This is a genomic window from Streptomyces atroolivaceus (genome assembly GCF_000717025.1).
GTDB classification, from domain to species: Bacteria; Actinomycetota; Actinomycetes; order Streptomycetales; family Streptomycetaceae; genus Streptomyces; species Streptomyces atroolivaceus.
The window spans coordinates 204,729-221,222 of record NZ_JNXG01000003.1; the positions used below are offsets into that span (position 1 = coordinate 204,729).

16 protein-coding genes are annotated in these 16,494 nt (G+C 73.1%); 12 read left to right on the forward strand and 4 right to left on the reverse strand.

Features of this window, described 5'->3' with window-relative positions:
* Positions 1 to 14: 14 nt before the first annotated feature.
* Positions 15 to 221, reverse strand: a complete 207-nt coding sequence (locus OO67_RS10055) for a DUF4287 domain-containing protein (protein ID WP_033299043.1) — start codon at positions 219 to 221, stop codon at positions 15 to 17.
* Positions 222 to 485: 264 nt separating this feature from the next.
* Here OO67_RS10055 and OO67_RS10060 point away from each other — a divergent pair, with 264 nt between their 5' ends.
* From OO67_RS10060 to OO67_RS10070, 3 genes are read left to right on the forward strand one after another with little or no spacing between them, the layout of a single operon-like run.
* Complete coding sequence (locus OO67_RS10060) at positions 486 to 989, forward strand: hypothetical protein (RefSeq protein ID WP_244300113.1); 504 nt, start codon at positions 486 to 488, stop codon at positions 987 to 989.
* A 5-nt stretch (positions 990 to 994) separates the two neighbouring features.
* Positions 995 to 3,772 (forward strand): caspase family protein, encoded by a 2,778-nt coding sequence (locus OO67_RS10065; RefSeq protein WP_033299045.1) that lies wholly within the window; start codon positions 995 to 997, stop codon positions 3,770 to 3,772.
* Positions 3,769 to 5,220 carry an extracellular solute-binding protein gene (locus OO67_RS10070; protein WP_033299046.1) on the forward strand — a complete coding sequence of 484 codons (1,452 nt, stop codon included), beginning with the start codon at positions 3,769 to 3,771 and terminating at the stop codon, positions 5,218 to 5,220. Before OO67_RS10065 ends, OO67_RS10070 begins: the two co-directional genes overlap by 4 nt.
* Positions 5,221 to 5,236: 16 nt before the next feature.
* Here OO67_RS10070 and OO67_RS10075 read toward each other — a convergent pair whose 3' ends face one another.
* Positions 5,237 to 6,241, reverse strand: a complete 1,005-nt coding sequence (locus OO67_RS10075) for an SEC-C domain-containing protein (RefSeq protein ID WP_033299047.1) — start codon at positions 6,239 to 6,241, stop codon at positions 5,237 to 5,239.
* Positions 6,242 to 6,521: 280 nt separating this feature from the next.
* Here OO67_RS10075 and OO67_RS10080 point away from each other — a divergent pair, with 280 nt between their 5' ends.
* The 3 genes from OO67_RS10080 to OO67_RS10090 all read left to right on the forward strand — a co-directional run bounded on the left by OO67_RS10080 (position 6,522) and on the right by OO67_RS10090 (position 8,721).
* The gene (locus OO67_RS10080) at positions 6,522 to 6,854 is read left to right on the forward strand and encodes a DUF6412 domain-containing protein (protein WP_033299048.1); all 333 of its coding nucleotides are present in this window, start codon (positions 6,522 to 6,524) and stop codon (positions 6,852 to 6,854) included.
* An 87-nt stretch (positions 6,855 to 6,941) separates the two neighbouring features.
* Positions 6,942 to 7,712, forward strand: coding sequence for a YidC/Oxa1 family membrane protein insertase (locus tag OO67_RS10085; RefSeq protein ID WP_033299049.1), 771 nt, complete (start codon positions 6,942 to 6,944; stop codon positions 7,710 to 7,712).
* 148 nt (positions 7,713 to 7,860) lie between these two features.
* Positions 7,861 to 8,721, forward strand: a complete 861-nt coding sequence (locus OO67_RS10090) for a fumarylacetoacetate hydrolase family protein (protein WP_033299051.1) — start codon at positions 7,861 to 7,863, stop codon at positions 8,719 to 8,721.
* A gap of 127 nt (positions 8,722 to 8,848) precedes the next feature.
* On the opposite strand, the gene OO67_RS10095 is transcribed toward OO67_RS10090, so the two are convergent.
* Both OO67_RS10095 and OO67_RS10100 read right to left on the reverse strand, forming a co-directional pair.
* Positions 8,849 to 9,328, reverse strand: a complete 480-nt coding sequence (locus OO67_RS10095) for a heme-degrading domain-containing protein (protein WP_033299053.1) — start codon at positions 9,326 to 9,328, stop codon at positions 8,849 to 8,851.
* Positions 9,325 to 10,431, reverse strand: a complete 1,107-nt coding sequence (locus OO67_RS10100) for a Gfo/Idh/MocA family oxidoreductase (RefSeq protein WP_033299054.1) — start codon at positions 10,429 to 10,431, stop codon at positions 9,325 to 9,327. The genes OO67_RS10095 and OO67_RS10100 overlap by 4 nt, the downstream gene beginning before the upstream one ends.
* 62 nt (positions 10,432 to 10,493) lie before the next feature.
* On the opposite strand from OO67_RS10100, the gene OO67_RS10105 reads away from it, so the two are divergent.
* The 6 genes from OO67_RS10105 to OO67_RS10130 all read left to right on the forward strand — a co-directional run bounded on the left by OO67_RS10105 (position 10,494) and on the right by OO67_RS10130 (position 16,460).
* On the forward strand, positions 10,494 to 11,627 hold the full coding sequence (locus OO67_RS10105; protein WP_033299460.1) for an ROK family transcriptional regulator: 1,134 nt from the start codon (positions 10,494 to 10,496) through the stop codon (positions 11,625 to 11,627).
* A 283-nt stretch (positions 11,628 to 11,910) separates the two neighbouring features.
* A complete protein-coding gene (locus OO67_RS10110; protein WP_033299055.1) occupies positions 11,911 to 12,789 on the forward strand; it encodes a hypothetical protein in 879 nt (292 codons plus the stop codon).
* 143 nt (positions 12,790 to 12,932) lie between these two features.
* A complete protein-coding gene (locus OO67_RS10115; RefSeq protein ID WP_033299056.1) occupies positions 12,933 to 13,727 on the forward strand; it encodes an HAD-IIA family hydrolase in 795 nt (264 codons plus the stop codon).
* A 66-nt stretch (positions 13,728 to 13,793) separates the two neighbouring features.
* A complete protein-coding gene (locus OO67_RS10120) occupies positions 13,794 to 14,354 on the forward strand; it encodes a hypothetical protein (RefSeq protein WP_033299057.1) in 561 nt (186 codons plus the stop codon).
* 1 nt (position 14,355) lies between these two features.
* Positions 14,356 to 15,063, forward strand: coding sequence for a class F sortase (locus tag OO67_RS10125; RefSeq protein WP_051709262.1), 708 nt, complete (start codon positions 14,356 to 14,358; stop codon positions 15,061 to 15,063).
* Positions 15,064 to 15,374: 311 nt separating this feature from the next.
* Entirely contained in the window at positions 15,375 to 16,460 is a 1,086-nt protein-coding gene (locus OO67_RS10130) for a glycoside hydrolase family 6 protein (RefSeq protein ID WP_033299059.1), read from the forward strand.
* Positions 16,461 to 16,494: the final 34 nt, after the last annotated feature.

Sequence of the window (16,494 nt, forward strand, 5' to 3'; positions counted from 1 at the left end):
GGCCCCGCCCGGCCCTACTTCCCCTCCGCGAGTGTGTGGGCGACCAGGGCGTTGGCGTGGCCGTGCCCCAGGCCGTGCTCGGTCCTGAGCCAGGAGACGAGTTCCATGTGTCTGGTCAGGGGCGAGGACCGTATGAGGTCCTTCCACTCCGCGACCGGGCGGCCGTACTTCTGCTCGATCGAGGGGAAGTAGCTCGCCGGGCCCTTCACTGCTTCGGTCATGTCGCGTGTCCCATCGGTGAGTCGGTCGTGGTGAGCACCACGAGGTGCTCGCGAGTCTCTCAGTGCTCATGACTGCCGGCAGGCGCGGAAGTGATCGGTGTGCGCGCAACTGTTTTCAGCGCAACGGCCTTCCGCGCAACGGCCGTCAGTTGAAGCGGGACAAAGGGGTGCCCTGTGTCAACACCCGTGAAATACTTTCGTGTTCAGTGGCCCGTCCCTCGCGGGGCGAGGATGACGGGGTCGACGGGGCCGATGGGGGCAGGCATGACGGACGGGGCGGGCACGGGCGGGCAGGATCAGGGGCGGGAGAAGATCGAGTTACGCATCAGCCTCGTCGGGACGCACACGCGGCGCGACGACCTCAAGGCCCTGCGCGCCTGGCTGAAGAAGGCGCCGGTCCTCGAGGACGCGCTGGAACGCAACGAACTCGCCCTGGAGCACAAGGACTCGGCCGTACAGGTCGACGCGATGGGCGGAGAGCTGATCCAGGACATCATCCTGGTCGTCTCCGTCGAGCTGGCGCGCTCCGTGGCCGACAACGCCTGGCGGTCCGTGGAGACCTGGCTGCGCAACCGGCGCCGGTTCGCCGACCCCGAGGAGACACCCCGCGTCACGCTCGAGGGACCGCCCGAAGGCCCGGGCTCCGACCTGAGGCGCGACACCGACCGTGACACCGCACCCGGCGCCGGCCGGGACGGCGGCCCTGACGCGGGGCCCGAGTCCGGCGGGGACAACCGAACGGGCGGCGACGAGTCCGGAGAGGTCTAGCAGCGGTGCCGCCGTACAACGCGCGCGGCGAGGAGAACGGGGCCAAGCGGAACAGAGCCGTGCTCATCGGGGTGGAGCACTACACGGGCACCCGGAACGACCTTCCGGCCGTCGCCACGAATCTCCGCCTCATGCGCGAGGCCCTGACCGACGGCACCACGGGGGTGATGCGCCCGGAGGACCTCGTCGTCGTCCCCGGCCAGGGCGGTCCGTCGGCCACCGTCTCCCCGCTGCGGGTGCGTGCCGCGCTGAGCTCGGCACGGGACGGGGTGGACGGACTGCTGGTCGTCTACTTCGCCGGGCACGGCATCGTGCGCCCCGACGGCAGCGACCTCAACCTGATGTTCACCGACTCCCGGGTGACCAGGGACAGGCACCACCCCTTCGTCGACACCCTCTCCTGGCGTGACGACGTCATGCCCGAGCTGCGTAACTCCCGGGCCGACTGGGTCGTCGTGATCCTCGACTGCTGTTTCGCGGGCAACGCGCTCGCGGCCTTCAGCCCGGCCGCAGGGCAGAACTTCGCCCTGCTCACCGCCGCGGAGCCGGGGGTGGAGATCCCGCCCGGCGATCCCGGCACCGGCACGGAGTTCACGGCGGCGCTCCACCGGCTGCTGACCACGGGCGAGGGGGAGCCCGTCACCTTCACCCGGATCGTCACCGGGATACGCCGGGCGATGGCGCCGCTCAAGGCCGTCGACGGGCACCCGTGGATCCCGGACGAGCGGCGGCACGGCGACGACGTGGTCCTCGCACTCGCGGCGCTCCCGGAGCCTTCGCAGCCCGCGCCCGCCCCGGCCCCACCGCTCCCGCCCTCCCCGGCCGGGCCGCCTTCCACCTCCCCGGCTCCGTCGCCCTCCTCGGGTCCACCGCCTCCGGCGGACGCCCCGCAGGCCGTGGCCGCGACGGGAAGGAAGCGGAGGGCTGCCTCCGTGCGACGCGCGCTGTCTGCCCTGGTCGGTCGCATGACACGCACGACCGCGGTCGTCCTGGCGGGTGTCGTCGCTCTCGCCGGGGCCGGGGCGTGGTTCCTCCTGGGGCCCACCCAGGGCGACGACTGCGGCTCGCCCCTGGAGCTGCGCGTACTCACGGACCCCGATCTGCGGCCCACCGTGAAGAAGGCCGCCGACGCCTACCTGGAGCGGGACGACGCCGGCTGCCGGACCGTCGGCATCACCGTGTACGACGCCAAGGCCACCGACGCCGTGGAGGCCTTCAGGTCCTCCTCGCTCTGGCAGGCGCCGCCCGCAGCCTGCCCGCCCTCCGGCGACTGCCTGCGGCCCCAGCGGGACGTCGGTGCCCAGCCGGACATCTGGATCCCGGCGGCCGGCAGTGCGTGGCAGCGTGCGACGGCCGGGGGCGCGAGCGGCACCACCGCGGCCGCGACCGGGACGGGCGAGCCCGCCGCGGACGTGGCCAAGAGCGTCGTGGACCTCGACCGGCTCGGTCCGGTCGCCTACACACCGATGGTCCTCGGCGTACCGGACACCATGCGGCTGGCGCAGTCCCTGCAGACCGACGATCCGCTGAACAGGATCGTCTCCGCGCTCCAGGAGGCACAGCCGGCCGAGATCCTGCGCCCCGACCCCGAGGGGACCGAGGGCGCCCTGCTGGCCACCGACGCGCTCTACACCGCCTCGCGCGCCGGGTACGTGTCCACGGTGGAGACACGCATGGCGCAGGCCCTGCCGCGCATGCCCTCCACCGCCAGGGAGCTGATGTGCGCGCTGGCCAGGTCCTCGAACAACGGCCTGGAGGACAAGGCCGCCGTCCTCGTGCCGGAGCAGACCCTGGCGCAGTTCAACCTGTCGGCGGGCAAGGCCGGCCGACCCGACTGCACGACGGAAGCACTGGCCCACCGGGTGGCCCACTACCCCTCCGACGTGCCGATGCTGGACCTGCCCTTCGTGCGGGTCACCTGGGCCGGGGCCGACCGTGACGCCGACGAGCGCAAGGCGGCCGTCGAGGAGTTCCACGACTGGCTGGCCACGGACCCGGACGCGCAGAAGGCCTTCACCGACGACGGTTTCCGGGGCGCCGGGGAGAGCGGCCCGGCGCCGCCCGGAGCCGGCTCGGTGCTGCGGTCCGAGGACAACGCGACGGCCGTACGCGAACAGATCCCGGCGACCGGCCCGAGCACCGACGTGTCCGCGTCGCTGAACGACGCCCTCAACCGCTACCGAGGGGCGCTCGGGCCCGGCCGGGTGCTCTACCTCCTCGACAACTCGACCTCGACGGCGGACAAGCGGGTCTGGGACGGCACCGGCGGCGCCAAGGAACTCGTGGCCCGCTCGATGAGCTCCCTGGGCGCCAAGGACGCGTACGGGGTCTGGCTGGCGGCCGTGGAGGAAGGGAAGCCCGCCACGGACCACGTGCCGTTCGGGCTGCGGACCGGGGACGGTGACGGTGCGCAGAAGGCGGTCACCGGTGCGAGGACCGCCGCTTTCGACGCCCGCATCGCGGACGGCCTGAGCGATGCGCTCGACACCCTGCGCAACGGCACCACCGACGCGGAGCAGCCGAGGCTCCTCGTCCTGGTCACCGACGGCGAGGACCTCGAGGCCGTCGAGGAGGACGAGCGGAAGGAACTGGTCGCGAAGGCGGCGGGGACGCCGCTCGTGCGGATCGTGACGGTGTCGCTGCAGAGCGGCGCCTGCGCGGACGGCCGGCTCGGGGACCGCCTCGCCGCAGCGAGCGGCGGGCGGTGTCTGGACCCGGCCGCCGACATCGCCGTCGAACTGGCGGCGGAGGTCGCCAAAGCCGGTACGGGGGACGCGGAATGACCTACGGACACCGTCACACGGGCCGCCGCCGGGCCAGGGCCGCCGTCGCCGTCGGCCTGCTCGTGTTCCTCTCCGCCGCCTGTACGGGAGGGCCCGGGGGCACGGTGCCGTCCGGCCAGGGCGGGCAGGCGGCGGAGGGGCCGATCATCGTCGCCAGCGGGCTCGACGTGACCGGCTCCGGCAGTGTGCGGCAGCAGCTCATAGAGGAGTGGAACCGCCGGCACGCGGGGTCAAAGGCCGAGCAGGCCAAGCTCGTCGAGCTGCCCGGCGCCGCCGACCAGCAGCGCAGCCAGCTCCTCGGCGCCCTTCAGTCCGGCAGTGCGCGCTACGACGTGGTGAACCTCGACATCACCTGGATCCCCGAATTCGCCGAGGCCGGACTCATCAGCCCCCTGCCCGTGGCGGAGACCGGCGTCGCCGCCGAGGACGAGCGTGACTTCATCCGCCGGGTCCACGCCACGACCGTCTGGAAGGGCCGCTCCTACGCCCGGCCTTTCAACACCGACGTGGGGCTCCTCTACTACCGGCCCGACCTGCTGACCGCAGCGGACATCACGGTGGACAAGCAGCCCCACGACGACTGGACGTGGGACCAGCTCTACTCCTCCGTCAAGACCCTCGGGCTGAACCCGGTGAGCGCCGACGAGAGGGCGGGCTGGACCACACAACTGGCGCCGTACGAGGGGCTGACCGTCAACACCGTCGAGGCGTTCGCCGACGCCGGCGTGGAGCTGACCGACAGCGAGGGGAAGTACCGCTCCAGCGCGGGGAAGCTGAAGGACGGGCTCGACAAGCTCCTCGACCGCGTCGGCCAGGGCCAGGTCCAGCCCGCCGCGACCAGCTCCCACGAGACGGAGTCCCTCACCGACTTCGCCGAGGGCCGCGCCGTCTTCCTGCGGCACTGGCCGTACGCGTACGGGGCGCTGGCGGGTCTGATGGGCCGCGCGGAGCAGTACGCGGTGAACCGGCTGCCGGGGAAGGCCGTGCTCGGCGGACAGAACCTCGCCGTCACCTCCGTCACCGCCGACTCGCCCCGCGCCGCCAACGCCCGCGCGCTCATCACCTTCCTGACCTCACGGGAGAGTGAGCGCTGCCTGCTCGACGCGGGTTTCGCGGCGACCCGGGCCTCCGTGTACGAGAGCACCGCGAAGCCCTGCTGGCCCCGCGTCGCCGCCGCGCTCCGGCCGGCCGGTGACGTGCCCAGGGCGGCGGCCACCGGGGAGGGTGCGCCGGAGAGGCAGACGCCGGAGGCGCGTGCCGCGTACATCCGGATCCTCGGCGAGGCGCTGACCGAGGCGGTGCAGCGGCCGCGCACCCCGTACTACGGCGCGTTCACGCAGGTGCTGCAGACCCATGTGCACGCGCTGCTCGGCCGGACGAGGCCCGACACCGCGGAGGCCGCCGAGCAGCTCGACAAGGACCTGCGGAACGTGTTCGCGGGCAGATGACGGGAGCGGCCCCTTCTCAGCCCGCGCCGTGGCACTCGCGGTACGAACGCCCCGAGCCGCACCAGCACGCCGCACTGCGCGCCGGGGGCCACGGGACGGCGCGGCCACGGGCCGCCAGCGTCGTGGCGTACTGGGGGAGCAGATCGGGGTCGGACGGCGACGCCGCCTCCGACGCGGCGAACGCCTCGTAGGAGGGGACGGTGCCCGTCACCATGCCGAGGTTGGGCGTACCCGTCGCGTGCAGATCCCGCAGCGCCGCCTCCAGGCGGGCCAGATGGTCCGCGTGCGAGACGTACTCCTGGGCCAGCTCCGGGTAGGCGGTGAGGAGTTCGCGCAGCTCCTCCTCGGGCCAGTGCAGGACCGCGACGGGGAACGGGCGGGACAGCGCACTGCGGTAGGTGCCCAGTTCGGCACGGAGCCGGGTGATCTCCGCCTGCAGCTCGCCCGGGTCCGAGGAGCCGAGGGCCCACAGACGCTTCGGGTCGTGGAGCTCGTCGAGGGGGACGGCGGCCGTGTGCAGCGCGTCGGCAAGCTCGTCCCAGGCGTCGTGCGTGACGCCCATGAGCCTGCGCACCCGGTGCCGTCCGATCAGCAGCGACTGGGTGGCGTACGGGACGTCCTCACCCGGCGCGATGAGGAGCGTCAGCGCGGTCGAGAAGAAGTCGTGGGCCGCCTCCAGCTCGTCGTGCGCTTCGAGTGTCTCCGCGGCGATCTCCCACGGCGCCGCCTCGAGCGGGCCGGCGGCGCGGATGCCGTCGATGATCGCGCGGGCCTCCGCCTCGTGACCGTACTCCCACAGATTGGCCGCTTTGAGTGCTTTGACCAGGTGCGGGTGCTCGATGGTCCCGGCGGAGCCGAGCAGTTCGTCGTAGAGGGTGCTCGCGCGGGCGCGCTCACCGGCGAGCTCCAGATGGGCCGCGGCCTGGAGGAGCAGCGGTTCGTCGTCCTCGGGGTACTGCGCCGCGGTGCGCAGCAGGCGCTCGGCTTCGGCGATGTGGTCGGCAGGCGTGTCGGGGCGCATGGACCACACGGTACTGCGGGACGGGCGTGAGGTGAGAGAGAGCGGGACCGGAGCGCTGGTGAAGGCCGGAGGACCGCGGGGGAAACACTCGGCGCTCCCTCCGGAACAGGACGCCCACCGTGGGCACGAGCGCCGCTCCGCAGCCACTTCCCGGGATCGTCCGCCGGCTCCTTCGGCCGTCGGCCGCCCGCCCCCTTCACCGGCTCCTTCGGCCGCCGGTGGCCGATCGTGTATAACGGCTGGAGGACACGAACGGGTACGAAGCGAAGGGGGAGGGCCGATGAACGACGACATGAACCGCGTACGCCGTGCGGTCGTCCGCCTCTTCCGCCCCGCCGCCTTCCTCGTCCTCTTCCTCACCGAGGTCCTCCTCGCCGAAGGCGGCAGCCTCTCCGCCGCCTTCGCGCTCGCCGCCACCGCGGCCGCCGGTTCGGCGCTCGTGGTCTGCTCGGTCATCAGCGCCCGCTGTGCCGCCCCCGTACCCCGTACGAGAGTGCGCACCGCCATCCGCGACCGCGAGAAGCGCACCGCGTTCCTCCCGCAGCGCGACCCCGACGCCCGGGGACGCACCAGGCCCCGAGCGCCCGGGGCCGCCCTCCTGACGGCCGCGTAGAGGGCGCACCTTCCACGACCTTCCGCGCGGGTCGTCCTGCCGAGTTCCTTACTCCCCGGCACGACGAGACCCCCGGAGGGCTCACCCATGTCCGCTTTCATGTCCGCCTTCGCGAGCCTGGTCGGCGCGTTCGCCGACCTGCTCCAGCCGCTCTTCCAGCACGCGTCCACCGCCGCCGCGATCATCCTCTTCACCGCCCTCGTACGGCTCGCCGTCCACCCCCTCTCCCGGGCGGCGGCGCGCGGGCAGAAGGCCCGCACGAAGCTCCAGCCGCAGATCGCCGAACTGCGCAAGAAGCACGCCAAGAACCCCGACCGGATGCAGAAGGCGCTCATGGAGCTCCACGCGAAGGAGAAGGTCTCACCCCTCTCCGGCTGCCTGCCGAGCCTGCTCCAGATGCCCGCCTTCTTCCTGCTGTACCACCTCTTCTCCAGCCAGAGGATCGGCGGCGAACCCAACTCGCTGCTCGGCCACGAACTCTTCGGCGCCCCGCTCGGCGAACGCTGGCACGACGCGCTCGCCGCCGGCGGTCCCTTCGGTGAGCAGGGGCTCGTCTACCTCGCGCTCTCCGTGGTCGTCATCGCCGTCGCCACCTTCAACTACGGCCGCACCAAGCGGCAGATGGCCGCGAACCCGATGACACCGGCCACGGGGCCTGACGGACAGCCCGTGCCCGGCATGGGGGCGATGACGAAGGTCATGCCGCTGATGTCCTTCCTGACCCTCTTCTCCGTGGCCTTCGTGCCGCTCGCGGCTGCGCTGTACATCGTCACGAGCACCACCTGGACCGCCGTCGAGCGCGCGTACCTCTACCGGGAGACCCCGGCGGCGGAGGCCGCCGTCGCACCGGCCGTCTGAGCGGTCCGGGGCGGCGGCGAACGGGGGCACCGGTCCAGTGTGTGAACAGGGTCTTGCGGAGTGATCGGATGTCTTGGAGGATCGGCCAAGCCTTTCGCTGGCCGCAACCCATCGACGGGCTCGATCTCGACCAAGGGGAGATGGACCGTTGAAGCTTCTTCGAGTGGGTACGGCGGGGTCGGAACGCCCCGCACTGCTTGACCGTAACGGGACCCTGCGTGACCTTTCGGGCCTCGTCACCGACATCGACGGCGAGCTCCTCGCCGACGCCTCGGCGCTGGCCCGGCTGCGGGAAGCGGCCCAGACGCCCGACGTCCTGCCCCCGCTCGACGCGGACGGCCTGCGGGTCGGGCCGCCCCTGGGCCGGATCGGCAAGATCGTGTGCATCGGGCTGAACTACCACGACCACGCCGCCGAGACAGGAGCGGCGATCCCGGACGAGCCGATCCTCTTCTTCAAGGCCCCCGACACCGTCGTCGGGCCCGAGGACACCGTGCTGGTGCCACGCGGCAGCCGGAAGACCGACTGGGAGGTCGAGCTCGCCGTCGTGATCGGCCGCACCGCCCGCTACCTGGACTCGGCCGAGGAGGCCCTCGGGCACGTCGCCGGGTACGCGACCTCGCACGACGTCTCCGAGCGGGAGTTCCAGATCGAGCGCGGCGGCACCTGGGACAAGGGCAAGAACTGCGAGACCTTCAACCCGCTGGGCCCCTGGCTCGTCACCGCCGACGAGGTGCCCGACCCGCAGGCGCTGCCGCTGAGGCTGTGGGTCAACGGGGAGCTGAAGCAGGACGGCACGACGGCCGAGCAGATCTTCCCGGTGGGCGAGGTCGTGCGCTACCTGAGCCACTTCATGACGCTCTACCCGGGCGACGTCATCAACACCGGCACCCCGGCGGGCGTGGCCATGGGCCGGCCCGAGCCGAAGCCGTATCTCCGCGCGGGTGACGTCGTGGAGCTGGAGATCGAGGGCCTGGGGCGCCAGCGCCAGGAGCTCAAGGACGCGTAGGCCCTCCGCGCCCCGGCGCGGTGCGGCAGCCGGACCACCCGGCGGCCGCACCGCCCGCAGGGCCCACCGTCCGGCGGCCGCACCGCTGCCGGGGTCCGGGAGCGGTGCGGCCCGGCACCGTACGGCGTCAGTCCCGGGGGCGCGCCGTGAACTGCTCCAGGGCCTCCACCACCAGCGCGTGGTCCTCGGCCTGCGGCAGACCGGACACGGTGACCGACCCGATCACCCCCGCACCCTCCACCGCGATGGGGAACGAGCCGCCGTGTGCGGCGTACGTGTCCAGGTCCAGCCGCGAGGACTCCTCGAACGTGGTGCCCTTCGCCCGGAACCGCGTACCGACCAGGTAGGAGCTCTCCCCGTAGCGCTCCACCACCTTGCGCTTGCGGTCGATCCAGGCGTCGTTGTCCGCGCTCGAACCCGGCAGCGCCGCGTGGAACAGCTGCTGGCCGCCCCGCCGGATGTCGATGGCGACGGGGGCGTGCCGCTCACGGGCCAGCGCGACCAGCAGGCCGCCCAGCGCGTACGCGTCGTCGTAGCCGAAGCGCGGCAGCGTCAGACGCCGCTCCTGTGCGATCAGCTCGGAGATGGTCGGAACACCGTTGCTCATGCGTGCCGCTCCTCGTCGTGGTGGGGAAGAAGGGTCACGGACACGCCCTCGCGGGCCGAGCGCCGCGCCGCTTCCAGGACATCCAGTGCGGCGGCGGCCTGCAGCGCCGTCACCGGGTTCTCGCCCTTGCCGCGGAGGGCCGAGGCGACGGCGGCGTAGTACGCGGGATAGTCACCCGGCAGTGTGCGCACCGGGTCGCCGCCACCGGTCAGCGGGGACTCGCCGGACCCGACCCGGCCCCACAGCTCCTCCGGCTCCTCGCCCCACGGCGCGCCGGGCAGCGGACGCGCGCCCTCACGCAGGGCGGCCTCCTGCGGGTCCAGGCCGTACTTCACATAGCCCGCCTTCGAGCCGAGCACCCGGAAACGGGGGCCGAGCTGCGCGGTGGTGGCGCTCGCGTACAGATGCGAACGCACCCCGTTGGCGTGCGTGACCGCGATGAAGGTGTCGTCGTCGGCCGCCGCACCAGGGCGCCGTACGTCGGACTCCGCGTACACCTGCACCGCGGGCCCGAACAGGGTGAGTGCCTGGTCGACGACGTGGCTGCCCAGGTCGTACAGCAGCCCGCCGATCTCGTCCGGGTCGCCCGACTCGCGCCAGCCGCCCTTCAGCTGCGGACGCCACCGCTCGAAGCGGGACTCGAAGCGCTGCACCTCACCGAGCTCGCCGTCCTCGATCAGCCCTGCCAGCGTGAGGAAGTCGTTGTCCCAGCGGCGGTTCTGGAAGACCGAGAGCAGCAGACCCCGCTCCGCGGCCAGCGCCGCCAGCTCACGGGCCTCGGCGGCCGTACCGGCGAGAGGCTTGTCCACGACCACCGGGAGCCCCGCCTCCAGCGCCGCCCTCGCGAGCGGGACATGGGTCCTGTTCGGCGAGGCGATCACGATCAGGTCCAGCTCGCCCGCACGCGGCCACAGCTCGTCGGGCGAGGCCACCAGGCGCACACCGGGGAACTCGGCGCGGGCCTGCGCCTGCCGCTCCTCGTTCGACGTGACGACGGTGTCGAGGACAAGGCCCTCGGTCGCGGAGACCAGCGGGGCGTGGAAGACGGAACCCGCCAGGCCGTAGCCGACGAGCCCGACGCGGAGAGGAGCGTTGGCAGTCATGCGATCCACTTAAGCAACGCTGTTGCCAAAGTGCAAGCGATGGAGACAATGGTGCGGTGAACATGAGCAACAGCAGGACCGGCGGGGCGAATCTGCCCGCCCTGCGTCACCACAACGCGTCGCTCGTCCTCGACCTGCTGCGCGTGGCCGGTGAGCAGGGCATCAGCCGGCTGGAGCTCGCCGAGCACACCGGACTCACCCCGCAGGCCGTCAGCAAGATCACCGCCAGACTCCGCGCGGAGGGCCTCGCCGCCGAAGCAGGCCGGCTCGCCTCCACCGGCGGCAAGCCCCGAACCGTCCTCCGGCTGGTGCCGGACGCCGGATACGCCGTCGGGCTCCACCTCGACCGCGACGAGCTCACCGCCGTCCTGGCCGACCTCGCCGGCACCACCGTCGCGACCCGCACCTTCCCGCTCGACCTCGGCGCCCCGGCCACCGAGGTCCTCGCCACGGCCGCCCACGCGGTGCGGACGGTACGGGCGGAGGGCCCCCAGGCCACTTGTACCGCAGCCCGACACGTCTTCGGCGTGGGCGCCGCCCTGCCGGGCCCGCTGGATCACCGCAGCGGGGTACTGCACCGGGTCACCGGCTTCCCCCAGTGGGACCGCTACCCGCTGCGCGACGCCCTCGCCGAGCACACCGGGCTGCCCGTCGTCGTCGACAAGGACACCAACGCCGCCGCCCTCGGCCTCGCGCTGCGCGACCGCGCCGAGGCCGACTTCGCCTATCTCCACCTGGGAACCGGCCTCGGCGCCGGCCTCGTCCTCGGAGGGGCCCTGCACCGCGGAGCCCGTACGGGCGCCGGAGAGTTCGGCCACCAGACCGTCCAGCTGGACGGCCCTCCGTGCGGCTGCGGCGGGCGAGGCTGCATCGAGGCGCTCTGTCTCGAAGCCGCCGCCCGGGGCGACGTCGCCGAGGCGGCCAGGGTCCTCGGGGCGGGCGCCGCCAATCTCGTCGGGCTGCTCGACATCGACCGGGTCGTCCTCGGCGGCCGTACCGTCGCCGCCCACGAGGCCGCCTACGTCGGCGGGGTCCGCGCCGTCATCGAGGAGCGCGCCCGGCGGGAGGGCGTCACCGCCGCCGTGCCCGTCACCGTGGCCGGCGGCGGCGACCGCCCCGTCGCGGAGGGCGCGGCCCAGCTGGTCCTCGCCCCGCTCTTCGGCCGGGCCGGCGAGGACGGCGGCGAACGGGACTGAGCGCGGGCCGTGCCCCGCGTGCCTCCCGCGACGCCGTGCGGGCGCCGGCGGCGCGCGTGGCCGGGCGCGGGCCGTGCCACCGGACGGAGCCGTTCGAGCGGATCGCACCGCCCGAACGGGCGGTGTACGCCGTCCCCGGGTGGCGGACCCTCGCGCGCGCGTGGCAGCGTCGCCGTCTGAAACGCATCGCCATGGCCGTACGTCCGGCCGCGCGTGGTGGCGTCGCCACCGGAGACGGTGGCCCTCCGCCCCGGCCGTTCGCGAGCAGCGAAGGGTGCCACCCATGCCCACCAGACCCCCCGCACGACTGCGTGACGGCCGTGCGCTCACCCGCCTCGGACTGGCCGCCGGACTCGTCGTCCCGGCAGGTCTCCTCGGTGTCCCGGCCGCCATCGCCATCCCGGTCACCGCCCCCGCAGCGACCGGCGTCGCGGCCGTGGCCGTCGCGGGCCCGGAGCTGACCGCCTGCGGTGATCCGGAGGGCGAGGACTTCCCCATCGAGACACGGATCCACGGCGGCCCCGACACCTACGCCTCCGGCGGCGGCTACGGGACCTGGTACCTCGACCTCACGAACACCACCTCCGAGTCGTGCCGTTCCATCCACCCCGTCCTGGTGCTCACCGACGAGGACCGGGCGCTGAGGGCCGAACAGATCCAACTGGAGTTCACCGAGCGGGCGCACCCCGACGAGGAGCACCGGGTCAGCTGGGAGTCCACCGAGCGCGACGAGCAGATCGGCGTCTTCGGCGGCGGGGAGCAGGACGACGACTTCCCCGGCTTCACCGTCCCCGCGAAGAAGACCGTGACGGTCGAGGTGCGGATGGCGTTCACCTCGGACACCCGGCCGGGCAAGGTCACGGCGCACGCCGCCATCGTCCAGCGGCGCACGGCACGGAGCGACGCGGAGCAGGCGGACAAGGCAGCCGACGGGGACTGGGTGGGCGAGTCGGCCGCGTACGCCTTCGCCATCGTCGAGGGCGGTCTCGACGCCCCCGAGGACTCCGGGACCACTGTGGAGGCGGAAGGCACCCCCGTGCCCGAACTCGCCCGCACCGGACAGGCCCGCGCGCGCTGGGCCGGTCTCGCGTCCGGGGCGCTCGTCCTCGCCGGATCCGTCTCCGTGATCCTCGCCAGGCGGCTGCGCGGCGGCCACCGCTGATCCGGCGGAGCGGGTTCTCCGTGGTCAGGCGGTTCCGTGTGGCGGACAGGGCGGCCTAATATCGGGGCGTCGGCGCTGCACAGCGCGGTGCCGCCGGCGTCCAGCACCTCGAGTGCACAGCGCGTACGGCAGGAGCCCGTCACATGGCAGAGCGCAAGCCGATCGAATCCTGGCTGACCGACATGGACGGCGTCCTCATCCACGAGGGCACGCCGATCCCCGGGGCCGACGCCTTCATCAAGCGGCTGAGGGATTCCGGACTGCCGTTCCTGGTCCTCACCAACAACTCCATCTACACCGCCCGTGACCTGCACGCACGCCTCAAGCGCATGGGGCTGGACGTGCCGGTGGAGAACATCTGGACCTCCGCCCTGGCCACGGCCCAGTTCCTGGACGACCAGCGGCCGCGAGGCACGGCGTACGTCATCGGCGAGGCCGGTCTCACCACCGCGCTGCACGACATCGGCTACGTCCTCACCGACCACGAGCCCGACTACGTCGTCCTGGGAGAGACCCGGACCTACAGCTTCGAGGCGCTCACCAAGGCGATCCGGCTGATCAACGGCGGCGCCCGCTTCATCTGCACCAACCCGGACGAGACCGGCCCGTCCGCCGAGGGCCCGCTGCCCGCGACCGGTTCGGTCGCCGCGCTGATCACCAAGGCCACCGGCAAGGCGCCGTACTTCGCGGGCAAGCCCAACCCGCTGATGATGCGGACCGGGCTCAACGCCATCGGCGCCCACTCCGAGACCTCCGCCATGATCGGCGACCGGATGGACACCGACGTGCTCGCCGGGCTGGAAGCGGGGATGCAGACCTTCCTGGTCCTCACCGGTCTGACCACGGAGACCGACATGGACCGGTACCCCTTCCGGCCCTCCACGGTCGTCGACTCCATCGCGGACCTGGTCGACCTGGTCGACCTGCCCGTGCCGTAACCCGACCGGGCTACAGCGGATGCGGGATGCCGCCCCACGCGTGAACCTTCCCTCAGGAGGTTTACGATGCGTTCACTGCACATCACGTTCTGTGCCGCAGTGGTGGCCGGGACGATAGCCCTTCCCGCGTCCGCCGCTCTGGCCGGTCCCGCAGCCGATGACTCCCGCGAGAACCGTCCGGGAACGGTCTCGGTCACCCCGTCCCGCGTCTCCCCGGGCGGGGAGGTGGAACTCCGGACCGACGCCTGCGGCAAGGGCAGGTCGGCCCGGGGCAACTCCGAGGCGTTCGCTTCCGAGGCGCGCTTCGAGCGGGCCGGCGGCGAGGAGCTCGTCGCCGGGGCGCGGATCCGCTCCGACGCCGCACCCGACGACTACGAGATCTGGGTGACCTGCAAGGACGGCCACGGCAAGGCCACCGGCACGGTCACCGTCGTGCGTCACGGCCACCCCTCGCCCGTCGCCCCGGTACGGGCCGGCGGCGGAGGTACAGCGGTGCTCGCCGAGGAGGCCGCGGCCGACGAGGGCCCCGGCACCCGGCAGGCGGTGATCGGCCTCGGACTGGGCGCCGTCGCGGTCGCCGCCGTCGCGTTCCGCGGCGCGCGCCGCCGCCGCCCGGCGCAGCACTGAGATGTCCGCCCCTGACCGTCCCGCCGGGACCGGCCGCCTGCTGACCGGTGTGGCGTGGGCCGTCCTCCTGCTGGGCCTGTGGCTGTTCGGCCGTGCGGCCACCGCCGGCAGTTCGGCCCCGACGACCGGTGACGTCGCCGCGGTCGGCCGCCCTCTCGGCGTACCGCTCCCCCCTGCTCACGCTCCGCTCGACGGTGCCGTGCCGCAGCGGGTCGAGATCCCCTCCATCGGCATCGAGGCGACCGTGGTGCGGCGCGGGCTGGACGAGGAGGGTGCGATCGAGCCCCCGCCGTTCGGGACGCCCGGCGCCGTCGGCTGGTACGCCGAAGGTACGGAGCCCGGCGCGGAGGGTGCGGCGCTCTTCGTCGGCCACGTCGACACCGAGGCGGAGCCCGCCGTCTTCTACGCGCTCAGCACCGCGAGGCCGGGGGAGAAGGTCCGGGTGAGCCGGTCCGACGGGAGGACCGCCGAGTTCACCATCGACGACGTCCAGGTCTTCACCCGGGAACGCTTCGACGCGCAGAAGGCGTACGGGCCCCGCGAGGACGGGCGGGCCGAGCTCCGGCTGATCACCTGTGGTGGTACCTATGACCGGAAGTCCCGTGCGTACACCGCCAATGTCGTCGTCTCCGCGTATCTGACGGCGGAGAAGGACACCGGGGAGCACACCGGGAAGGGCGTCGCGGGGAGCGCGGAGAAGAGCGCGTAGGAGGACTGCGGACGCGTGCCGCGACGAGCCGCTTCCGAGGTGCCCCGCACGGAACAGCCTGGCCCGGTCGGCGCCCGCTCCCTCTCCGGGCCGCCGGCCGGGCCGGTCCTCGACCGCGGTGTCCGGGCCGCGGGAGTGGCCCGGGGGCGACGCGGGAGGTCGGGTCGTTCGTACTGACGGACACTGTAGGCCGACGCCGCGTGGCTTCCGGAGAGTTTTCGCAGGATGTCCGGATCCGGGCGGGAGAGTCCGGCCCGGACCCTTGTGCCAGGATGGGGCGACCGGCAGTACATCAGTACAAGGGGGAATGGATGTACGGCAGTTACACCGGACCGAGGGCGGGTGCGGCAGCCGCGGCAGTCGCGGTTCTGCTGCTGGCCGGTTGTTCCTCGTCCGGGGGCGGCTCGTCCGACGGCGGGGCGAAGGGCGCCGGGTCGTCCGACGGCGGGTCGTCCGACGGCGGGGCGAAGGGCGGCGGGGAGAAGGACGCGCCCGCCGCGGTCGGGCAGCAGCCCGAGGGCACCGCCCCGTTCTGGGTCAACCCCGAGGGGAACGCCGCGCGGCAGGTCGCCGCCTATGCGGAGGACGGCGAGAAGGGGAACGCCGAGCTGATCCGGAAGATCGCGGAACAGCCCGTGGGGGAGTGGATCAGCCCGGACGGCCCGCGGGAAGCGGCGCAGGGCTTCACCGAGGCCGCCGAGAAGGCCGGCCGGGAGGCGCTGCTCGTCCTCTACAACATCCCGCACCGTGACTGCGGCCAGTTCTCGAAGGGCGGGGCCGCGGACGGCGACGCGTACCGGACGTGGGTCGACGGTGTCGCCCAGGGCATCGGAGACCGCAGGGCCACGGTGATCCTTGAGCCGGACGCCCTGCTGCACCTGGTGGACGGATGCACACCGCAGAAGTTCCACGAGGAGCGGTACGACCTGTTGAAGGGCGCGGTCGAGCGCCTGAAGCAGCAGCCGAACACCGCGGTGTACATGGACGCGGGCAACGCCGGGTGGCAGTCCCCCGACGCGCTGTTCGAGCCGCTCCAGCGGGCGGGGATCGCGGCGGCGGACGGCTTCGCGGTGAACGTGTCGAACTACCGGACGACGGCGGACAGTACGGACTTCGGCAAGCGGCTGTCGGCGAAGGTGGGCGGCAAGCCGTTCGTGATCGACACCAGTCGTAACGGCAACGGCCCGTACGGCGGGGGCGATCCCGCGGAGAGCTGGTGCAACCCGCCGGGCCGTGCGCTCGGCGAGCCTCCGACGACGGAGACGGGCGACGAACTGGTGGACGCCTACCTGTGGATCAAGCGTCCGGGCGAGTCGGACGGCGAATGCAAGGGCGGGCCGAAGGCCGGGGACTGGTGGCCGGAGTACGCGCTGGGGCTGGCCCGCGCCGCGAAGTAGGCGGGGTACGCGCCGGGGCCGGCCCGCGCCGTGA

What these genes read in the sequence shown, in the direction of transcription:
- OO67_RS10080 (WP_033299048.1), top strand. Translation starts at nt 6,522, where the DNA reads ATGAACGACGACATGAACCGCGTACGCCGTGCGGTCGTCCGCCTCTTC.
- OO67_RS10055 (WP_033299043.1), bottom strand. Translation starts at nt 221, where the DNA reads ATGACCGAAGCAGTGAAGGGCCCGGCGAGCTACTTCCCCTCGATCGAG.
- OO67_RS10125 (WP_051709262.1), top strand. Translation starts at nt 14,356, where the DNA reads ATGTCCGCCCCTGACCGTCCCGCCGGGACCGGCCGCCTGCTGACCGGT.
- OO67_RS10095 (WP_033299053.1), bottom strand. Translation starts at nt 9,328, where the DNA reads ATGAGCAACGGTGTTCCGACCATCTCCGAGCTGATCGCACAGGAGCGG.
- OO67_RS10105 (WP_033299460.1), top strand. Translation starts at nt 10,494, where the DNA reads ATGAGCAACAGCAGGACCGGCGGGGCGAATCTGCCCGCCCTGCGTCAC.
- OO67_RS10085 (WP_033299049.1), top strand. Translation starts at nt 6,942, where the DNA reads ATGTCCGCTTTCATGTCCGCCTTCGCGAGCCTGGTCGGCGCGTTCGCC.
- OO67_RS10115 (WP_033299056.1), top strand. Translation starts at nt 12,933, where the DNA reads ATGGCAGAGCGCAAGCCGATCGAATCCTGGCTGACCGACATGGACGGC.
- OO67_RS10120 (WP_033299057.1), top strand. Translation starts at nt 13,794, where the DNA reads ATGCGTTCACTGCACATCACGTTCTGTGCCGCAGTGGTGGCCGGGACG.
- OO67_RS10100 (WP_033299054.1), bottom strand. Translation starts at nt 10,431, where the DNA reads ATGACTGCCAACGCTCCTCTCCGCGTCGGGCTCGTCGGCTACGGCCTG.
- OO67_RS10060 (WP_244300113.1), top strand. Translation starts at nt 486, where the DNA reads ATGACGGACGGGGCGGGCACGGGCGGGCAGGATCAGGGGCGGGAGAAG.
- OO67_RS10070 (WP_033299046.1), top strand. Translation starts at nt 3,769, where the DNA reads ATGACCTACGGACACCGTCACACGGGCCGCCGCCGGGCCAGGGCCGCC.
- OO67_RS10110 (WP_033299055.1), top strand. Translation starts at nt 11,911, where the DNA reads ATGCCCACCAGACCCCCCGCACGACTGCGTGACGGCCGTGCGCTCACC.
- OO67_RS10130 (WP_033299059.1), top strand. Translation starts at nt 15,375, where the DNA reads ATGTACGGCAGTTACACCGGACCGAGGGCGGGTGCGGCAGCCGCGGCA.
- OO67_RS10075 (WP_033299047.1), bottom strand. Translation starts at nt 6,241, where the DNA reads ATGCGCCCCGACACGCCTGCCGACCACATCGCCGAAGCCGAGCGCCTG.